This is a genomic window from Porcincola intestinalis (assembly GCF_009696445.1).
Lineage (GTDB): Bacteria > Bacillota > Clostridia > Lachnospirales > Lachnospiraceae > Porcincola > Porcincola intestinalis.
In genome coordinates, this window is the sequence record NZ_VULZ01000001.1 from 347,596 (window position 1) to 364,121 (window position 16,526).

19 protein-coding genes are annotated in these 16,526 nt (G+C 49.6%); 1 reads left to right on the forward strand and 18 read right to left on the reverse strand.

What is annotated here, in order from left to right; genetic code table 11:
* Nucleotides 1-93: 93 nt before the first annotated feature.
* Both FYJ35_RS01740 and FYJ35_RS01745 read right to left on the reverse strand, forming a co-directional pair.
* A complete protein-coding gene (locus FYJ35_RS01740; protein WP_154522212.1) occupies nt 94-786 on the reverse strand; it encodes a hypothetical protein in 693 nt (230 codons plus the stop codon).
* A gap of 16 nt (nt 787-802) precedes the next feature.
* Entirely contained in the window at nt 803-1,786 is a 984-nt protein-coding gene (locus FYJ35_RS01745; protein ID WP_235906301.1) for an SIR2 family NAD-dependent protein deacylase, read from the reverse strand.
* Between the two features lie 215 nt (nt 1,787-2,001).
* On the opposite strand from FYJ35_RS01745, the gene FYJ35_RS01750 reads away from it, so the two are divergent.
* Nucleotides 2,002-2,598: a TetR/AcrR family transcriptional regulator gene (locus FYJ35_RS01750; protein ID WP_154522218.1), complete on the forward strand. Its 597-nt coding sequence runs from the start codon at nt 2,002-2,004 to the stop codon at nt 2,596-2,598.
* A 368-nt stretch (nt 2,599-2,966) separates the two neighbouring features.
* Here the strand turns inward: FYJ35_RS01750 and FYJ35_RS14530 are convergent, their stop codons facing one another.
* From FYJ35_RS14530 to FYJ35_RS01825, 16 genes are all read right to left on the reverse strand, one after another.
* Nucleotides 2,967-4,238 (reverse strand): phage tail tip lysozyme, encoded by a 1,272-nt coding sequence (locus FYJ35_RS14530; protein ID WP_235906302.1) that lies wholly within the window; start codon nt 4,236-4,238, stop codon nt 2,967-2,969.
* Nucleotides 4,239-4,254: 16 nt separating this feature from the next.
* Nucleotides 4,255-4,461 (reverse strand): holin, encoded by a 207-nt coding sequence (locus FYJ35_RS15145; protein WP_235906303.1) that lies wholly within the window; start codon nt 4,459-4,461, stop codon nt 4,255-4,257.
* A gap of 74 nt (nt 4,462-4,535) precedes the next feature.
* Complete coding sequence (locus tag FYJ35_RS01760; protein ID WP_154522221.1) at nt 4,536-4,871, reverse strand: hypothetical protein; 336 nt, start codon at nt 4,869-4,871, stop codon at nt 4,536-4,538.
* Between the two features lie 14 nt (nt 4,872-4,885).
* Nucleotides 4,886-5,584 carry a carbohydrate-binding protein gene (locus FYJ35_RS01765; protein ID WP_154522224.1) on the reverse strand — a complete coding sequence of 233 codons (699 nt, stop codon included), beginning with the start codon at nt 5,582-5,584 and terminating at the stop codon, nt 4,886-4,888.
* Between the two features lie 689 nt (nt 5,585-6,273).
* Nucleotides 6,274-7,224 (reverse strand): hypothetical protein, encoded by a 951-nt coding sequence (locus FYJ35_RS01770; protein WP_154522227.1) that lies wholly within the window; start codon nt 7,222-7,224, stop codon nt 6,274-6,276.
* 15 nt (nt 7,225-7,239) lie between these two features.
* On the reverse strand, nt 7,240-7,434 hold the full coding sequence (locus tag FYJ35_RS01775) for a hypothetical protein (protein ID WP_154522230.1): 195 nt from the start codon (nt 7,432-7,434) through the stop codon (nt 7,240-7,242).
* A complete protein-coding gene (locus tag FYJ35_RS01780; RefSeq protein WP_154522233.1) occupies nt 7,431-10,136 on the reverse strand; it encodes a hypothetical protein in 2,706 nt (901 codons plus the stop codon). The genes FYJ35_RS01775 and FYJ35_RS01780 overlap by 4 nt, the downstream gene beginning before the upstream one ends.
* Nucleotides 10,133-10,510: a hypothetical protein gene (locus FYJ35_RS01785; protein ID WP_154522236.1), complete on the reverse strand. Its 378-nt coding sequence runs from the start codon at nt 10,508-10,510 to the stop codon at nt 10,133-10,135. The genes FYJ35_RS01780 and FYJ35_RS01785 overlap by 4 nt, the downstream gene beginning before the upstream one ends.
* 11 nt (nt 10,511-10,521) lie before the next feature.
* Complete coding sequence (locus FYJ35_RS14360) at nt 10,522-13,365, reverse strand: phage tail protein (RefSeq protein WP_205839654.1); 2,844 nt, start codon at nt 13,363-13,365, stop codon at nt 10,522-10,524.
* 4 nt (nt 13,366-13,369) lie between these two features.
* Nucleotides 13,370-13,948, reverse strand: a complete 579-nt coding sequence (locus FYJ35_RS01795; RefSeq protein WP_235906304.1) for a Gp15 family bacteriophage protein — start codon at nt 13,946-13,948, stop codon at nt 13,370-13,372.
* Nucleotides 13,914-14,336, reverse strand: coding sequence for a hypothetical protein (locus FYJ35_RS01800; protein WP_154522239.1), 423 nt, complete (start codon nt 14,334-14,336; stop codon nt 13,914-13,916). Before FYJ35_RS01800 ends, FYJ35_RS01795 begins: the two co-directional genes overlap by 35 nt.
* An 11-nt stretch (nt 14,337-14,347) precedes the next feature.
* Nucleotides 14,348-14,869 carry a hypothetical protein gene (locus tag FYJ35_RS01805; RefSeq protein WP_154522242.1) on the reverse strand — a complete coding sequence of 174 codons (522 nt, stop codon included), beginning with the start codon at nt 14,867-14,869 and terminating at the stop codon, nt 14,348-14,350.
* 1 nt (nt 14,870) lies between these two features.
* Nucleotides 14,871-15,323 carry a hypothetical protein gene (locus FYJ35_RS01810; RefSeq protein WP_154522245.1) on the reverse strand — a complete coding sequence of 151 codons (453 nt, stop codon included), beginning with the start codon at nt 15,321-15,323 and terminating at the stop codon, nt 14,871-14,873.
* A complete protein-coding gene (locus FYJ35_RS01815) occupies nt 15,320-15,751 on the reverse strand; it encodes a minor capsid protein (protein ID WP_154522248.1) in 432 nt (143 codons plus the stop codon). The genes FYJ35_RS01810 and FYJ35_RS01815 overlap by 4 nt, the downstream gene beginning before the upstream one ends.
* A gap of 1 nt (nt 15,752) precedes the next feature.
* Nucleotides 15,753-16,121, reverse strand: a complete 369-nt coding sequence (locus FYJ35_RS01820) for a DUF6751 family protein (RefSeq protein ID WP_154522252.1) — start codon at nt 16,119-16,121, stop codon at nt 15,753-15,755.
* The gene (locus FYJ35_RS01825) at nt 16,111-16,518 is read right to left on the reverse strand and encodes a head-tail connector protein (protein ID WP_154522255.1); all 408 of its coding nucleotides are present in this window, start codon (nt 16,516-16,518) and stop codon (nt 16,111-16,113) included. The genes FYJ35_RS01820 and FYJ35_RS01825 overlap by 11 nt, the downstream gene beginning before the upstream one ends.
* Between the last annotated feature and the right edge of the window lie 8 nt (nt 16,519-16,526).

A 16,526-nucleotide genomic window follows, 5' to 3' on the forward strand; every position in this document is an offset into this window, starting at 1 on the left:
AAAGAAGAAAATGCCAATTGCCCCGAAAGATTCTCCCTGATTTTTCCGGATCGTCCAATTGATTTCATAGTCTGTAACCTCATGTTCAGGCTCTCATTCATTCAAAAGATTCCTTAAGTTTTCTCCGATATCACCTGTCAGGGCTACTGTCCTGTCTGCCAGCGCATCCGGAACGTTGATTTCTCCCGGCATATTCATCGTAATGAACTTCCAGGAAGGATATTCCGCTGCCATTCCCATCGTCGGGGCTTTGATCAGCTGGTTCCGGCTCCCAATGCCAAGCTCAAAGAGCAGAGCATTCTGCCCGGAATACTCCTGAAGGAATGCGTAAAATCTCTGCTGCTGGCCGTACCACTCCTCAGACCCCTCCGTAAGGCCTTCGAAGTTACCTTCCACTTCGAAGATTCTGTCCCGGTCAAAACCATTCATCTGAAAATGCGCGTCGCCGTTACTGGTCACGATAAAATATGGTTTATTCCTGACAATTGAAAGCAGGTTTTTCATTACCTCACTGCCATGGTAGTCGTCAATTAAATACTGATGAACCGTCTGCATATATTCCTCATGATCGGCCGCCGTCATCGGCGTGAACACACCGCGGATCAGGCAGTCTGCGCCGTACTTCTGACGGAACTTCCCAAAGTACCTTCTGAACGACCCATCATCCGCAAAAATATGATACCCCTCCGCGATGGAAAGCCCGTTGCTCACCGTGATCAGAATGGCGTCCGTGTTCTTCAGCCAGTCTTTGGCCTCTTTATAATCGTTTACTTTATATTCTGCCATTTTTCACCTTCTATGATCATGCAGCTGTGACTTTCTTCTCCATTTCACTTCTTACATCCTCAAGCACTTTTCCGATATCGCCTTTAATAGCAAGTCCCCGGTCCTCGATTGCCTCCGGCAGGAACGCATAATCCTTGTTCACAGAAATATACGTCGTCAGCGGCAAACTGTTCACCAGTGTCCAGAACGGCTCCTGGATGAACATCGGTGTGAGTCTTCCGACGCCGAGTTCCAGGAAAAGAATCTTCTCGTCCTTATGCGCGAGAATGTAATCTGATATCTTCTGATATTCCTCTTCGTATTTCTTACCGGTCAGGAAATTTCCATAACCCCGGACCCACGGAAACGCCTCAGCGCCGCAGTGCGGACAGCGCGGGATCAGTTCCTTCGGCACTGCCGTGCCCTCACCCATGGCATCGATCATCTCCTGCACCGGTTTCACGGCATCCCATACCTCATCCGTGCAGCACCTGGAGCACTGGAAGAAGCGATGGTCGCCCTGAATCTGGGCGACTTTAGACTCCGGATACAGCTTTACGAACTGGGTGTCCTGATTTGTGGTCAGTACAAAGAATTCTTTATCCGCGAGGACCGCATCCAAATCCAGGTACGGCTTCCGAACCTCCGCATGCTGGGTGGTATGCAGGAATGTTGCCATATATCCCCAGAACTCCTCACGGGAATCCCAGTGGGCAAACGCACCGGCAAAAGCACCTTTGAATCCGTATTTCTCCGCATACTTTCCGAAATATTTCCGGTAGGAGGCGTTGTCTTCATAATAGAAATCCCCGCCGCCTGCCGCGGAAAGGCCGGATGCTCCTCCGATGATCACGCAATCCGCGTCCTTCACTTTCTGAACAAAATACTGAATCTGCTCTTCATAAGGGAGCGGCTCTTTCTTTGTCAGCGGAACCACAGTCCTGCCGGATGCATATACGTTGTAATATCTGGAATAATTGCTCATCTGTACTTCATTTACAATCTGCTCATAAAAGGTCATGATTTTCATTCCTCTCCCATTTTTGATTCTGCGATACAAGGTTCGCAACAGTTTATTGACGCCCTGTCTATAAACTAATATGCTTAAATTTGGAAAAATGAGAAGAACACATTCTCTCAAAAGAATAACTCCCGTACAGAATCGCAAAACTGTACAGGAGTTTCTCGTGATCGGGAATATTCGATTGTAGATATCAGAGAAAGACGGTGAATAAAATGAAGTCACCAAATCAGAAAAAGACTGACCGAAGAACGTTATACACACAGATGGTCATCAAAGACGTGCTTCTGGAACTGAATAAAGAGACCGCCTATGACAAGATCAATGTCACCATGGTCTGCAGGCAGGCTGAGATTGCCCGTTCTACCTTTTACCTGCATTTTGACAGCCTGGATGAAGTACTGGACAGTGTCATCGATGACGCCCTCCTCTTTTCAGAGAGCGGCTCCGGAACGGTTGTTGATGTACTCGATATTATCCGCAGCGGCAGGTCAGATGTGCTCAGTAAGAATGAAACCGTCCTGCCCGCCTGCCAGCGGATCGCTGATTCTGATAAATATCATCACTTGTTTATGGACGTATCTGTCAGCGACCATATCATCCAGAGGATTGCCGCTCATGAGCATGATAAAGTTGTCCCGGATCTTATGGCGCATACCGGCCTCGCCGCAGATGAAGCCGAGATGCTTTTTAAGTTCATCCTTAACGGATCTTTCGCTGTAAACAGGAGCCTTAGCTTGGAGAAAAATGAACGATGGTACCGGTACCAGCAGATCCTTGGCAGATTTATTAATGCCGGGATAGAGAGATAATCACATCGCCACTTCTGTCACCATCCCGGTCTTCATGGTGAACCGCATCATCTCCGGGAAGACCTCAATCTTTTCGATGAAGTCCCGGACAAAAAACGCGGCACCCGCCTCTCTTCTCAGAAAGACGGATGCCGCAGAAATGGCTTAAACACGGGCTTTTTCGGCCCTCTTTCAATTTGTTCTTGTTAGCAGAGCCACTGTCTCCACGTGCCCCGTTCACTGATACCAACTGAATTTTGCTCTTTGTCAGTCCTGAAAAGGCTTTATTTATGCGGTTTTTCAACGTTGTTCAATGATTCAGTCTCTGGTACGCTTGCGCCTATATGTCTCAGTTGGTGGCAAAACGGTGGCAATACCACCTACAAATATTATTTCCAGATCATGCCAGAAATCCCAAGATCCTGCAGCCGCTTCAGCATCGCGTCGGCGTTTGCTTTGCTGGCGTATGCCCCCGCCTGGACCAGCCAATACCCGCTTTTCTGGTACGAATAGCTGTCGATCCCGTATGACTTCAGTTTCAGTACCAACTGATCTGCGTATTTCCTGTCAGTGTACGTTGCCGCCTGGACATGATATACCTTCTGCTGCGCTTCTGCAGCATACCTTGGCCTCGCGTATCCACGAATATAGCCCCACCCGACAGGGATCACCCGCCGTCCGACAGCATCCTTGTAATTCCCCTCGATCGTTGTGATCATATTGCCAGAAACAGATTCTACGATTCCGATGTGATCAGCGTATCCGTCATTTGGCTGAGTCTTCTGATCCCAATTATAGACAATGATATCCCCCATTTTCGGAGTGATCGTCCCATCCTCAATCCAGATCCCCGATTTCTTGAAGATCTTGATGTGCTCTTCTACACCGCATTCAGTCCCGCCGATCAGCGTAACGGCACCAGCTTTGATAAACGCCGCGGACAGGCAGGTATCACACCAGGAGTCCGAGTATTTTACTGCATATCCTCGCGCCAGCGGCTTGTGCGAATTATATAGGTCAACAATCTTTTTATGCTTCCCATTCGCTTCAGAGTATCCGATCCACGATCTGTAAATATCAAGGATCTTGCCGGCAGTTACAGTAGACACTGGATCATCTCCCTTCGATGATGCAAACTGGTTAAAATACTGATACCCGTAATTCGCCCGCTCCTGCTTCATGGATTGTGCATTTGCCGGTTGTTCGAAGTGAGTCAGCACAGCATCAGAAGCTGTCTGAACGCTATTTGTGGATATCAATACAGAATAAACTGGCTTATAGCTGGTATTCAGCTCCCTTATCAGGTATTCAAGTTGGGTGTCAAGATCTCCGATTGAGACGCCCTTTGATTGAGCGAGATCGTACAGCCCAGCTTTCCGGTTAGGCGACGTCCATTGAGCTATCCCGTATCCGTACTGTTTCCCCGGGATTGGATGGAGAAATTCAGATTTTGTGATTGCACCGGAATCAACCGCCGCCGTATAGGATTGATCTGAGTACGTCCTGCCGTGCTCCCTCAGTCGCTTCAGGCATAGGATTTCGACGCGGTTCGGGATAATGCCGGACTCAGCCTTGAGGTTTCCCATTAAGCCTGCTGCCCCTTCTGCGGTAAGCCCGCTCTTTAAAAGATAGTCCCAAACTTGCTCTGTCGTACTGGTCATCTTTCCCTCCCTCTACTCAGCTTGCCTTTGTTTCGGGTGTTCCGACTGCGACGGACTTAAGTAGTGATAAGACCCCCGCTAGACCCGCCGTGCTGGCGACCACGCGCCAATCTACCCCTCCGATCGTTGCCGTGCTGCCGATCGTGGCAATAGCAGCTGCAGCTGCTGCCTGGATCGCGGTCCATACCGCCCTGATAACATAGGACTTCACTTTTTCGCTCATTTTTCAATCCTCCATATTGTGAATTAGGTACAAAAATACAGCGATGGTAACCACCGCTGCTGCCATTCGTAATATCATTTAATCCCCCTCTTCAGCAGATATGTCTGCATCAGATCCCTTTTAGCCTTCAATTCTGTCGTGTTATCGCCGTTAATCAATGCATCCATCATGGCCAGGATACACTGCTGTGTGATGATCGTTCCATCGTCAATCATTGCAAAATGACGGTCGCCGTCTTCCAGGCGCTCCGCGATTTTATCTACGCGGATCTCCAGTGCCCGGATCCTGTCATTCTGTGACTTTTCCGGTGCCTTCGCCACCTTCACTGCAGTCTTGGCCAGTGTCCAAACTGATCCGATCAGTACAATCAGCTGCAGCACATCCATTATTCTGTCAAACAAATGTCCCATGGATTTACCTCCGATCAAGCTGTTATCTCTGTCCAGCCCTGCGGATAATCGGCAGGCGACCAGGCATTGTTTTCGATGGTTGACTCATATGTTTTTCCATTAAAGGTCACACGGTCGCCCTTTTTATACGTATTTGATGCATTGGGCTGCTGCCATTCTCCGATCGGTGTCCCTGACTGCCCTGGCAAAATTTCTGAAAACAGGCTATGCGCCTGATCCGGAGTCCACGTCGCCTGCGATGTGTGATCGCTGGCGACTTTCCACAGCTTTCCCCCATACTGGACCCTCTCACCCGTCTTATACACATGGCCATCTGCTGACCATGGAGCAAAATATTCTGCATATGATGCCGCATCCGTGTCGCTCAAACTATCACGCCCTTTTCTTGCAAGATTGATGATCGACTGGAGATCTTCTGGCACATCTTCCTCAGATCCTGCCACTCCCTTCGTGATATCACTGATCGCCTGCTGCTTTTCTGTATCATGCAACGTAGCTGTCAGCAGCACCCCGTCCGCCGTTGTTACGGCAGAGATAGCTCCAACCACCTTCCCAGTTAGTGATCTATCCCCTAGCGATTTCATTCCTCCACGGATTTTATCCACAATAGCATCGCAATCCGAAAAATGCTGTACAGCGAACACCAGATCTCTATCACTCGATGTGATTGCAGCTTCGATTGTAGAATTGTCATCAAATTTTAATGTGGCCATAGTAGCCTCCTTTCATGAAAAAAGCCGCTTTCGCGGCGTCTCTTAAGTAAACGGCAGTTTAAATAACAAGGTTGATATCTCAAACGAGATATTTAAAAACAACGGGTACGTATCTGACGCTGACCAATGCAGCCGAACCGGGATATATTGGACCAGCGATAATAGCGCTCATGTAAACGGGTACGGCGTTTTGTTGGTGTTCGAATCAGCCCCAGGTGCTGGATTTTCCGCCAACAACTGGATCACGCAGATGTTTTTGTACAATTATGAGAACAACATAAAAATGCGTAAAAAGATTGGCACGGATAATTGGACGGCGTGGCAAACAATAGGATAATTATAAAAGCAACGGCAGTTTATCCAACATATCTGGCACGGCTACGCCAGTAGGGATTTTTAAAAATCAATCGATATCTTACATGCGGGGCGGTAGGATTGTTGTAGTAACTGGCTGGGTGAATACCGGAAGCGTGCAGGACCCTACCACTGGATACCCGGAGGGTAATCACTATACGATTGCATCCATCCCATATACTCCGCTCGGCGGAGCAGCACCATTAGCAGCATATTGTATGAATGGCGCCGCAGATGCACAAGTATGGGTCGAAAATGGAAACATCGTGTTTAAATCGACTCGGGATCCGTTTTCTAATGCAATTTATGTATCCGGGGCGTTTATTATGGCGTGATTACAATCCATATATCTTAATTGGAACAATAAATGCGGTTGGATAATCGCCGTTAGCTGTTCCCCATTTAATGCTAGTGGTGGATATAGTAACAATACGATAATATCCATCACATTCGATCCGATGGCTTACTTCAACATTGCCCCATATAGACACTGGGATGACAAATGAGACTAAATCCGCACCGTTGTCCTGCCGTTTGCATACGATCAGCACCATTTTGTACGGTGAAAGATCTATGGATAGGCTTCTCGCACCGTCTTGAATGGCTTCCAGCGAGTAAAGTAATGTGAATCTTTTTGATAAACTGCCGTTTAACGCAGTGATGTCAGCCTTGTTTTTGCTGATGCCGCTTTTATTGGTTGCAATATCAGCAGCATTTTTTGCGATCGCATCGTTTATCGCCTTGCCCTGGGTGGCATCGACTGCTTCTTTCCAAGTTGCATCGGAACATAAAAACCTGGTGGACGTGCCAGCTTGCGGTGCGGGGACGGTTCCCGCAGTCCCTGTTGCCGTGGTCGTAGCACCAGTCATCGGCTTTGTGCCATGCTGATCCACATACTCCTTAGCACCCTTTGCAGCAGCTGCTGCACTTTCTGCTGCAGCTTGGGCACTGGACGCACTTTGCGATGCTGCAGTTGCGGACTCTGAAGCGCTTGAGGCAGTGCCCGCAGAGCTTGATGCGGATGCTGCAGATGACGCCGCATTTCTGGCTGACTGTTCTACGGATGATGTAAAACGCTGTTGGATCTCTTGTGTTGCGGCATTGACCTGGTCAATAAGGTCTTCGTAGTCTGTGACCCTCTTAACAACTCCAGGCTCAAAGCAAACATACAGGGACCGTCCTGTATCGGAGTTCGGATCCCCACTGGTCACTACAGCCAGCTCCCCGGCAACCATTTTCGTTGGATCAAAATCAGCGTAGTCCCCACGCCGCATCTGTATTGCCATGCTTTGCCTCCCCTCTTACTCTGGAATCTTCGTTTCCAGGAACTTATACAAGGTGTTCGCAGCCTTCAGTGTCTCTGGCGTCATCAGGACAACCTCTCCCCGTTTGTTCTGCGCAACAACGGTCCCGTTATCGTCAATAATGCTGTACGTATACGCCGCCCTCTGTCCCTCGCCTGTTGTGTGGATCGCGAATGCCGTAATTTTCTTCATACTGTTGCTAATCCTCCTTCGTACCTGTTTACCATGTCGAGTACGTCAACAATAGATGTGTCATTCGATACCATGCTGCTCACGTCAAATCCATCCTTCCGTATAGGAAGGTCATCCGTCGGGCTCATTCGTTCCGATATATAACCCTTCTGAAGCGCTATCAACATCCAGTCAAATGTCGCCCCTTTTTCCCCGTGTACGATGAACACGCCTCTCTCTTTTTCTACCCAGTCTATTCCTAGTTCCGATGTCCTGGTGACCAGCACCTGGTAGCCAATGTCTGCTTCGATCGTTTCCTCAAACACAGGGTCGAAATATATAGATACCTGCCCGTCATCCCCTATTGCACCGGACCCTACATCCGCAAAATGCGCACTCGCGGTCTCGAATGCGTTCATGCGGACGGTGCCATAGTGCTCCGTTTTTACAGCCCTGCTCTTACCGCCGTGCACAGTCAGTCCGTTACTAATGTTGACACCACCGAGAATTTGAAGAGTCCCGCCGTTTATCACGAGGTTGTCCTCGCCGGCGCTTCCATTCCTCTCCGATCCGATGCTTAATTGACCGCCATATTTCGAATATTGCTTCCACTGTATGCCAAGATAGCTGTTATCCAGATAATCGTTTGTGCCGAACTTTATATAGCCATCCATTTCCATCGAGGCGTGCATGGTAATCGGTACAAAGTTATACACCAAACTCTGCCTTGACGGATTAAGTGTGATTAGTGGCGCCACAGTCCCAGGAGCGCTGTCATAGTATGGGTTAGAATTCCTTACTAGTTTTGGGATCCCCTCCTGAAGGGGACTTGTACTGGTATCCGCTTTATAATACCCAAATGATATAAAGTTAAGCCCAGACCCGAAGGCCACCCCGTTGATACTTTCTTGTTCGCTTGACGTGGGCAATGACCAATCGGCCCTGTTCATAAGTACAGGCGTGATGGTCATCCAGTTGGATGTTCGATCCAGCACCGAGTCAGTTATTTCTTCCGAAAGAGCAGTTGTCCCCCGTTTGTATACAGCAATCTTCCCCCCGGCAAGCGCCGTCATGGCACCCGAGCTCCCCTGGTTGATCAAAGCTCCCTTAGTAGCAATCCCACTCCGGTTCCATGCGCCGATAAGTGTACTTTCATCATCCAGCACTCGTAATTGTCCGCTGGCATTATTCGCCCCGCCAAGTGTAAGGATCCCGCCATGAGCCCAGCTGAAGTTTAGGCCAACCACGGATAGCACGTTTGCGAGTACGTTTCCGTTTGAATCAATGCCGGCTTTCCAGGTCTTCCCTCCATCTGATGATACAGAAAAGACATTCCCTGATATCCGCCATAGATTTTTTGATGCCGCGACTGTTTTCTCATCATGGAGGTAGTAGATCCTACTCCCGTCATCGTTCTTTTGTTCCGTTACATATAAACCAAGCCCTTGAGAGATCAGGTTTGACAATGATAATGTTGCAGCCTCTATCGGGGATATCACCTGCTGCATGTCAGACTGCAGCTGTGCTCTTGCTTTTACTACTGCCCTTGCCTCTGAGCTGGAATAGGCACTGCTGTTCCGGATAGGCGGATCTGCAGCACATTTCATCACCGTTGATCCGCTGAAGCTGTACGTGACATCGGTTAAAACGGTTTGATAGACGTTCCCTGCCCGGTCTATTACATTCGCAAGATCCATGGCTTCGGCCAGCGGGTAGCTGATATAGTTCCCAGAAAACGGCCGGAACTTGAACCCTACAACCTCTGCTGCGACTTTATCGACCAGTGTCTGCTCGTTCCCAACGGCAATGCAGGACGCCACATCCAATACATAGCTTTCAGATACGACTTTCGAATACTGCTTATCGTCCTGTCCACTCAGACGCACCCCTGTTATCACTACATCATCGGCCTCTATGGCCAGATCCTGCCAGTCGTGCAGTGTATGGATCTTACTGAGGTTCGCGGCATTCCCCGCGTCAAACTGGTAACCTTTATTCCAGGGGTTGAAGCCCCCTCCATCCGCAGCGTCTCCGGAATCATATGGCTTCGCGCTGTCAAACACCCCGCCATTCAAGTTCCCGTCACCAAACGTATCCAGCGAGTAACCAATTATGACAAGACGGTTAGTAGTATCAAATTTTGCAACGCCCCCGGCCAGCATTGCAACGTCCCCAAAAAATGTCCTGAATGTGACACCCTCTGGTTTCTGCTTGATCAGATACCCGTTGTTTTTGAAGTCAGTTGTATCAATAGCTATCCCACAGGTATCGGCGGCATCCTTTGCGGCAATGGCCGCTGTGACCGGGAACACAAGCGATGATGTATACGGCTTATCCAGCTTATAGCAGTCATCCACCGCGGAAAGTGTGACCGTTGTCCCGTAAGATTCAGGTTTTATGACAGTATAGGTTCCAAGGTCATACCGTTTTATGGTGCCGTCGTCCATAACGAAGTTCGTCCATACATGAACTTTCGCCCTGTCGAACGCATATTTCCTCCACCGGTCATCATCATTCACGAGCGACAGGGTGACCGATTTGGGGATCACCACACCCAGTGGGAAGGATGATGTTTCAGCGCTTTCCACCACGGTATTGTCCTGGAAGAAATCGTCCTTCCCCAGGCTCCTTTTTGTACCGTCCGCAAAAGTGATATCAGCTGTAGCATAAGAATCCGCCCGATCGAGCATTTGTCGGTTCAGTTCTGCGGTCGTGCTTCTCATATCGGGTCATCTCCTGTCATCTTGAAGGACAGTGTCTGCAGCGTTTCGTCATTGTCTTTGATCGTTTTTATAGTAATGTCGCCCTGGCCTACATAGAAACTCCCTGTCTGCCATTTTCCTGTATAGACTGAAAAATAATGCAGGCTGAAATGCCTGCCCTTCGCAACCATTTTGAGGATCTTTGATGCTTCCGCGACGGGAATGTCCGTCGCCGTATAGGTAAGCTGTTCAACCGTAAACAGTGGTGTGAACCTTCCTTTCCCTGACTGGGTCCTGGTAGATCCGGCAGAGAATGTAGTCTCAAAGTTCCACTGAAGACCCTCGTCAGGCTGGTAGATCTCAACGCCATTGATCTTTATTTTATCCTGTGCCATATCCCCTCCGGTTATGCGAATTCAAACGGATTACGTCCGCTTGTAATCTGCCGCAGTTTTGCTTCGCTGATCATCTCATCGAACAGTGTCCGGCGATTGATCTGTGCTGTGAATCGATAGCTTCCTCCCTGCCCGGATCCAGATTCTTCCCGCACAATTTTACGGAGAAGCGACTCAGGAGTTTCGATATTTGTCCCGCTTTTCTGATCCCCCAGAACAGCCATAAACGGTGCATTCGGCGGAATGACAGCACCCGTCGCAAGATATGGGATGCTGGGCGTATTAATCTTCGAGAGATTAAACCCGAATTTCTGTCCGCCTATCTTTGGCACCCAATTTGGAATTCTGATTGATAAATGGTTAAGCATACCGATCACAAAATTGATCCCATTCGTCAGGGCATTAAGCAGGATATTTACAATTTTTATGATCCCGTTGATTGGCGCCTTAATCATCTTTTGCGCGGCTTTGAACGCTGATGCCAAGCCGTCGGCCATCTTACCCCCTGTCTTTGATACTGCAGACATCATGTTCTGCATAGCCTTCGACACCAGGCCAGTAATGCCGCCCCAGATCGTGCCCGTGACTGTCTTGACCCCATTCCAAGCTGATGAGATCAACTTGCCGATCCCATCGAACGATGCACTTGCCAACCCACGGATCCCAGACCATGCGGTAGAGAGCCCGGATTTGATGCCGTTCCAAATTGTGCTGGTCATGGACTTAACCCCGTTCCAAGCTTTTCCTATTACGTTCCCAACTGCGGCGAATGCTTCGGAGGCATTGCGCTTCATGTTTTCCCACAAGCTCTTCATGGTATTTACGATGCCTCCCCAGATTGTCTTGGCAAGGTTTGATATCCATTCCCAGATTTTCTTCAGTCCCGCAGAAATGGTGTCCCAGTTTTTCCAGAGCAGAATTGCGATCGCTATGGCCGCCCCGATTATCAGGATGTAGGGATTGAACGCACCGACAGCCAGTCCCAGCGCGGCTTTAAGTCCCCCGAGTGCACTGATGATCCCAGACAGCGTTGATACAAATTCCACAGCTGCTGATACAAAGGTTGCGATCTTCTCGATAAGGCTGACAATCTTCCACGCAGCGAAGAAAGATGCTATAACAATGGCGATTGTTTCAATCGTTTTCTTATGTTCCTGGCACCACTTTGCAAAGTTGGTCAGTGCCTTGATGATGCCGTCCCACACCGTAAGGAATATGCCGCCCGTCCATTTTGCGATAGGCAGGAGCACGTTGTCCCAGAACCACTGCCATAAGGGTTTGAGCGCTTCAATCACGGCATTCACGACCTTCAGTACCGCAGCGACCGTGTCAAGAAACCTGGGAACAACTTCGTTTGCCGTCCAAGTACCCAGAGGAACCAGGACATTCTCCCAGAACCACAGCAGCCCTTCACCAACATTGATAGCGAACGGTGCCAGGGCATCCCACAGGCCACTCAATGCCTTGTTTATCCTTTCAAAATTGACCTTCATCAGCCCGTTATTCAGGGCATCAATAAATCTGGGGATCCCCTCTCCCATCACCCATCTGCCGACTGGTACGAGAAAGCCATTATAAAAATCCCTGAGGGCAGTCCATGAAAATTCTCCAAGCCGCTTCAGTCCCTGGCTCCACAGGCGCTGCAGGGCTTCGATCGTAGGCTCTATGGCGTTTTTGAAGTCCTTTGCAAACTTCTGTATTTTCGCATCCGCCTGATCAAGGAGCGTGTTCCCTTTAGCAATACTGCCATAGTCAACAGCTGCAGGTACAGCTGTTCCCGTTTTCCCGCCGCCTCCGGATACATCAGAACCCGGGATCGCGTTTTTCTGGTACTGACGGACTTCATCAAGTCCTGACAGATAGCTCTGCTGTTGTTTCTGCGCGTTTTTGACAGCTTTCGCGGCTTTATCTGTTGCCCCTGCATAATTGTCCGCGGCGTCAGACGCATCGGAATACGCGTCCGCCACGCCTGCCACGGGACTGGCTCCTGAGCTTGTAGCAGTATCCTGCTTTACGCCGGTGATAAGAGCCGTAAAAGCTTTGAAGGCGCTCGCAACCTTATTCAGTCCTGACAGAACCGCATTAATTACCCTCAAGACCGGCGTGAACACATTTATAAGCCCTTGCCCGATATTCGCCTTAAGCGACTGAAACTGCAGGCTCAGAACCCGGGTCTGGTTCGCCCAGCTGTTCGATGTACGGGCAAAGTCTCCCTGTGCATCAGATGTAACCGATAACAGATATTTGTACCGAACCAGCGCCTGCTGTTGCTGCGTCATTTTGCTGTACGCTGTGTCCATCCCCTGTGCCAGTCTGAACTGTTCAAGATTGGCCTCAGACAGATTAATCCCCAGCTGCTTCAGCGGCTCAGTTTCGCCGGATATTCCTGATCTGATTTTTTCAAATGCAGCATCAGTATTCAGGTTATAGAAGGATGCCATGTCTCCGGCTAAGCCTGTCAGCTGCTCTGACATCGCAGCCGCCTGCTGTTCTGTATAGCCCATGGACTTCAGCATTGCACCCAAAGTAGATGCGTATTGCTTTGCCGAGAGCTCAGACAGCCCGAATTTTTCAGCCGCGGTTGACGCAAAAGCATTAACACTCTGCGCCATTGACCCGAACGTTACATCAACGACATTCTGGACTTCGGTCAGGTCAGACCCCAGCTGTATGCAGGACCGTACAAAACCTATAATTTTTGATACTGCAAACGCTGCGGCAATCGCCGCGCCTACACGTCTGACTGTCTTCTCCAGCCCGCCAAGCTGGCTCTTGATATTGGATACGCCCCTCTGCACACCGCCGGTGTCCACGTCGGTATATAGCGTAATCGTTCCGTCGTTCCCGGCAGCCATGTAATCACCTCTTCTCCAACCCGAATAGTTTTCTCAGCTCCTGTTTTTCTTCCGCGCTGCGTTCTTCCTCGTGATTCAAATCAACAGATGCACGATTATCCTTATAAAAATCCTGTTCCCATTTTTCGAGCTTCTCGCCCCTGGCTTTTTTCAGCCTGACATTCACAATTTCGGAAAAATAGCTCTGCCCGATCTCCTGGTAATAGCCCAGGAATGACCACCAGTGCAGGTAGGGCAGCGCACGAATCTCCACGCCAGCGACTCGGTTCACTGCAGGGATGATTACAGGCGCGTCTTGTTTCCAATCCATAACCCGTGGACGACGTTTTCCATCGTCCTTCATTCCCATATCAATAAATTCGCAGCCTTTTCTAACCGCTTCCTCCGTGTCTACCGGGACATCCTTATAAAGGATGCCAAGCAGTACTGCGGTTTTTCCGATGTCGTCCAGCTCCGGATCATTTTCAGCTATCAGGATATCCAGAATCGCCCGGAAGTCCGTCCGTATTGCATAGTCCCTGCTGTGGATTGTCAGGGACGTTGGAAGATCATACGGACTCATATTTCTTTGTGTATTTCTCAACTGCGGCCTGCATCTTCTTCTGCCGCTTTTCCAGCTCCGGCTTCACCGCATCCAGGATTGCATCCATGACATATACCGCAAACATTTCCCCGGACGGCAGGATCGTTGTCGGCGTCATAGGCGCAATAAACAGAGTTTCCGACGCAGGATAGCCAAGCAGTTCATCAATAAGTTCCCGGATCTTCCCATCATACTTTTCAAGATCTCCTGCTCCCTCCGGTGCTTCCTGGCGCATCTGCTCAATCTTGGCGGCTGCTGTGCTACATCTTGCCGCAAGTCCTGCATCCGACGGGTTCATCCGGAACGACGCAAAGATCTTTCCCTGCGAGTTTTCAAAATTGAAATCCAGGATACCGTCATCAATCTTCTTGGTTATTGATCTGCTCATTTACGCTCCTTTCACGCGCCCCCACCTGCAGTCCCTGCAGTAAAGGTTGGATTGCCCGTTTTCAGTGACGCCAGTGTGACGGTTCCTTTCACCCACGCACCATCCTCAGATACCGTATAGGGTATGTTCAGATATGAAGAATCGCCGCCATAGGACTTCGGCTTGATCAGAACCTCCCGGACATAGGCAAGGGCTGTTGTTGCCTCCGTGCTGTCTACAATGACTTCCATCATAAGGGTCTTGCACGCGTCTCCCTTCTTTCTTTCCATCGCAATATCCCGCAAAACCGGATACAGCTTCTTATCCGGATCCGCATAGAACGGATCCGCTTCCATAGACGGCTTATACCCGTTATCGGTTGTTTTTGTCTGGCCAAGGATGTTCTTTTTCTGGTCTGTGTCTGCATTCATATCTACAGACATGGACTCGATATCATCGCCGACAATTTCCCATACCGCCTTTGATACATTACCCACGCTGACGTTCATCGCAGTATCAATGAATGTCGCCATGGCTTCACGCTTCAGCTTCATACTATTTCCTCCTGAATTGGTTTTCACTGTCGTCCGTATACAGGATCCTGCATTGGATCATGTACCGGGCGATACCTTCTTCTGCGTTTACTGCTGCCAGATTCGGCATGTTCTGCAGTACCTCGATTTGCTCAACGGTGCAGTCCCTGCCCATGTCCGGAAACGATTTTGTCTGGTTCTGCTGATCAATCCAGTCCATGAACGCCTGGGCGAAGTTCATTGCCTCGAGATTCAGATCATCTCCCGGATCCGTCGAATATGGCCGGACAATAATAAATGACAGCCCATAGGCTTTTCGCTTTCTCCCGGTTACAAAGCTTTTCACAACCTTATCGGAGTAGTCGGTTATCATGCCGATGCTTTCCTCATCTGGCGAGTAGTTGAACAGCAACCTGCCGGCCAGTTCCTGGACTTTTGGCTCAAAATAGGCTTTGACTGTATCGTGCTTGCTCATCCCCTGTTCCTCAAATAATTCTCAAATGATGTCGTAACATCGCGCTTTCTGGCAGCCCACATCGCTTTATCCCAGTGCGACGTGGCAAGCGGGTGCCTGAACTTGCTGTACTGCAGCTTTCTCCCGGTCGGTTCTTTATGAGGAGGGCTTTTAAACCCGATAAGTTCCCCATTTTTGTAAACTGGGTAATTGGGTCCATACACTTCCCCTTCATACTGATAATGCGCATATGGGGAATTGTAAGTAATCTCGCCATGATTTGCCGTTGATGTAATTCTGACATTCTGAGCCAGTACGAGATTCATGGCCGGGACATAGGGATCCATAAACCGCTTGCAGACAGTCGCAAGATAGAGCATCTTCTCGCGGCCCTGGACCTTCCGGCCTGCAATTTCTTTTCCGCTGTCCATCTGCAGCTCTATCCTCATGTCACCCTCCCAGTCTCCAGTGCCTATCCATCAGGCGCTGTGTATTGTTTGACACAGCAGTCACCTTGAACGCAAAAGGCTTATTTTTCCTCAACACTTCCACTGATCTATGGCCGGCTGCCTCATCGTCAATCAAATCGGTACACTCACCAAGGATGACAATGTCATCCAGGGACACAGCAAATCCAGTCCCCGCAACGCTTTCCGGGATCCGCGCAATGTATGTGTTGGATAGCGCCGCCTGCGTCGATGAAAACCCTACTGCTTCTTTGGCCTGAAAAAAGCATCCAGTATACACTGCCCGGTTCCAGGCATTCCCTGATTTGTGATACACAGTGATCGTCTGTGTGTAATTTGGATTAAGACTCATAGCAGTTCGTCCCCGCGTACAAAAGCCCGGTACGGGCAAGGTACAGCCGGCATAGCCGTCTTATTTCTTTCCGGACACCGGATTCGGTATACCGTGACTGCGTCAGATCAACAGACCCGGATTGGCCATCATTTGACCAGCTTGCCAGGGGTCCCGCGAGTCCCTGGCCGGTGTAATCATGTGACAGCCTTGCCGCATTACCGAGTACCTCTGCAATGGCGCATGCGCAGTCCTTTACCTGGGACGGCAGCTCCTTAAGCCGGCTGACGCGTCCCATAGTCGCCTGATCAAGCTCAAGCTCAGCCATTCGCTCAAACCGGAGAAATTCTCCTTCAGACAGGTTGCCTTCTCTTTCACTGAAGCTGCTCATATAGTAGCCATAGTCCGCATACGCCATTTAGAATC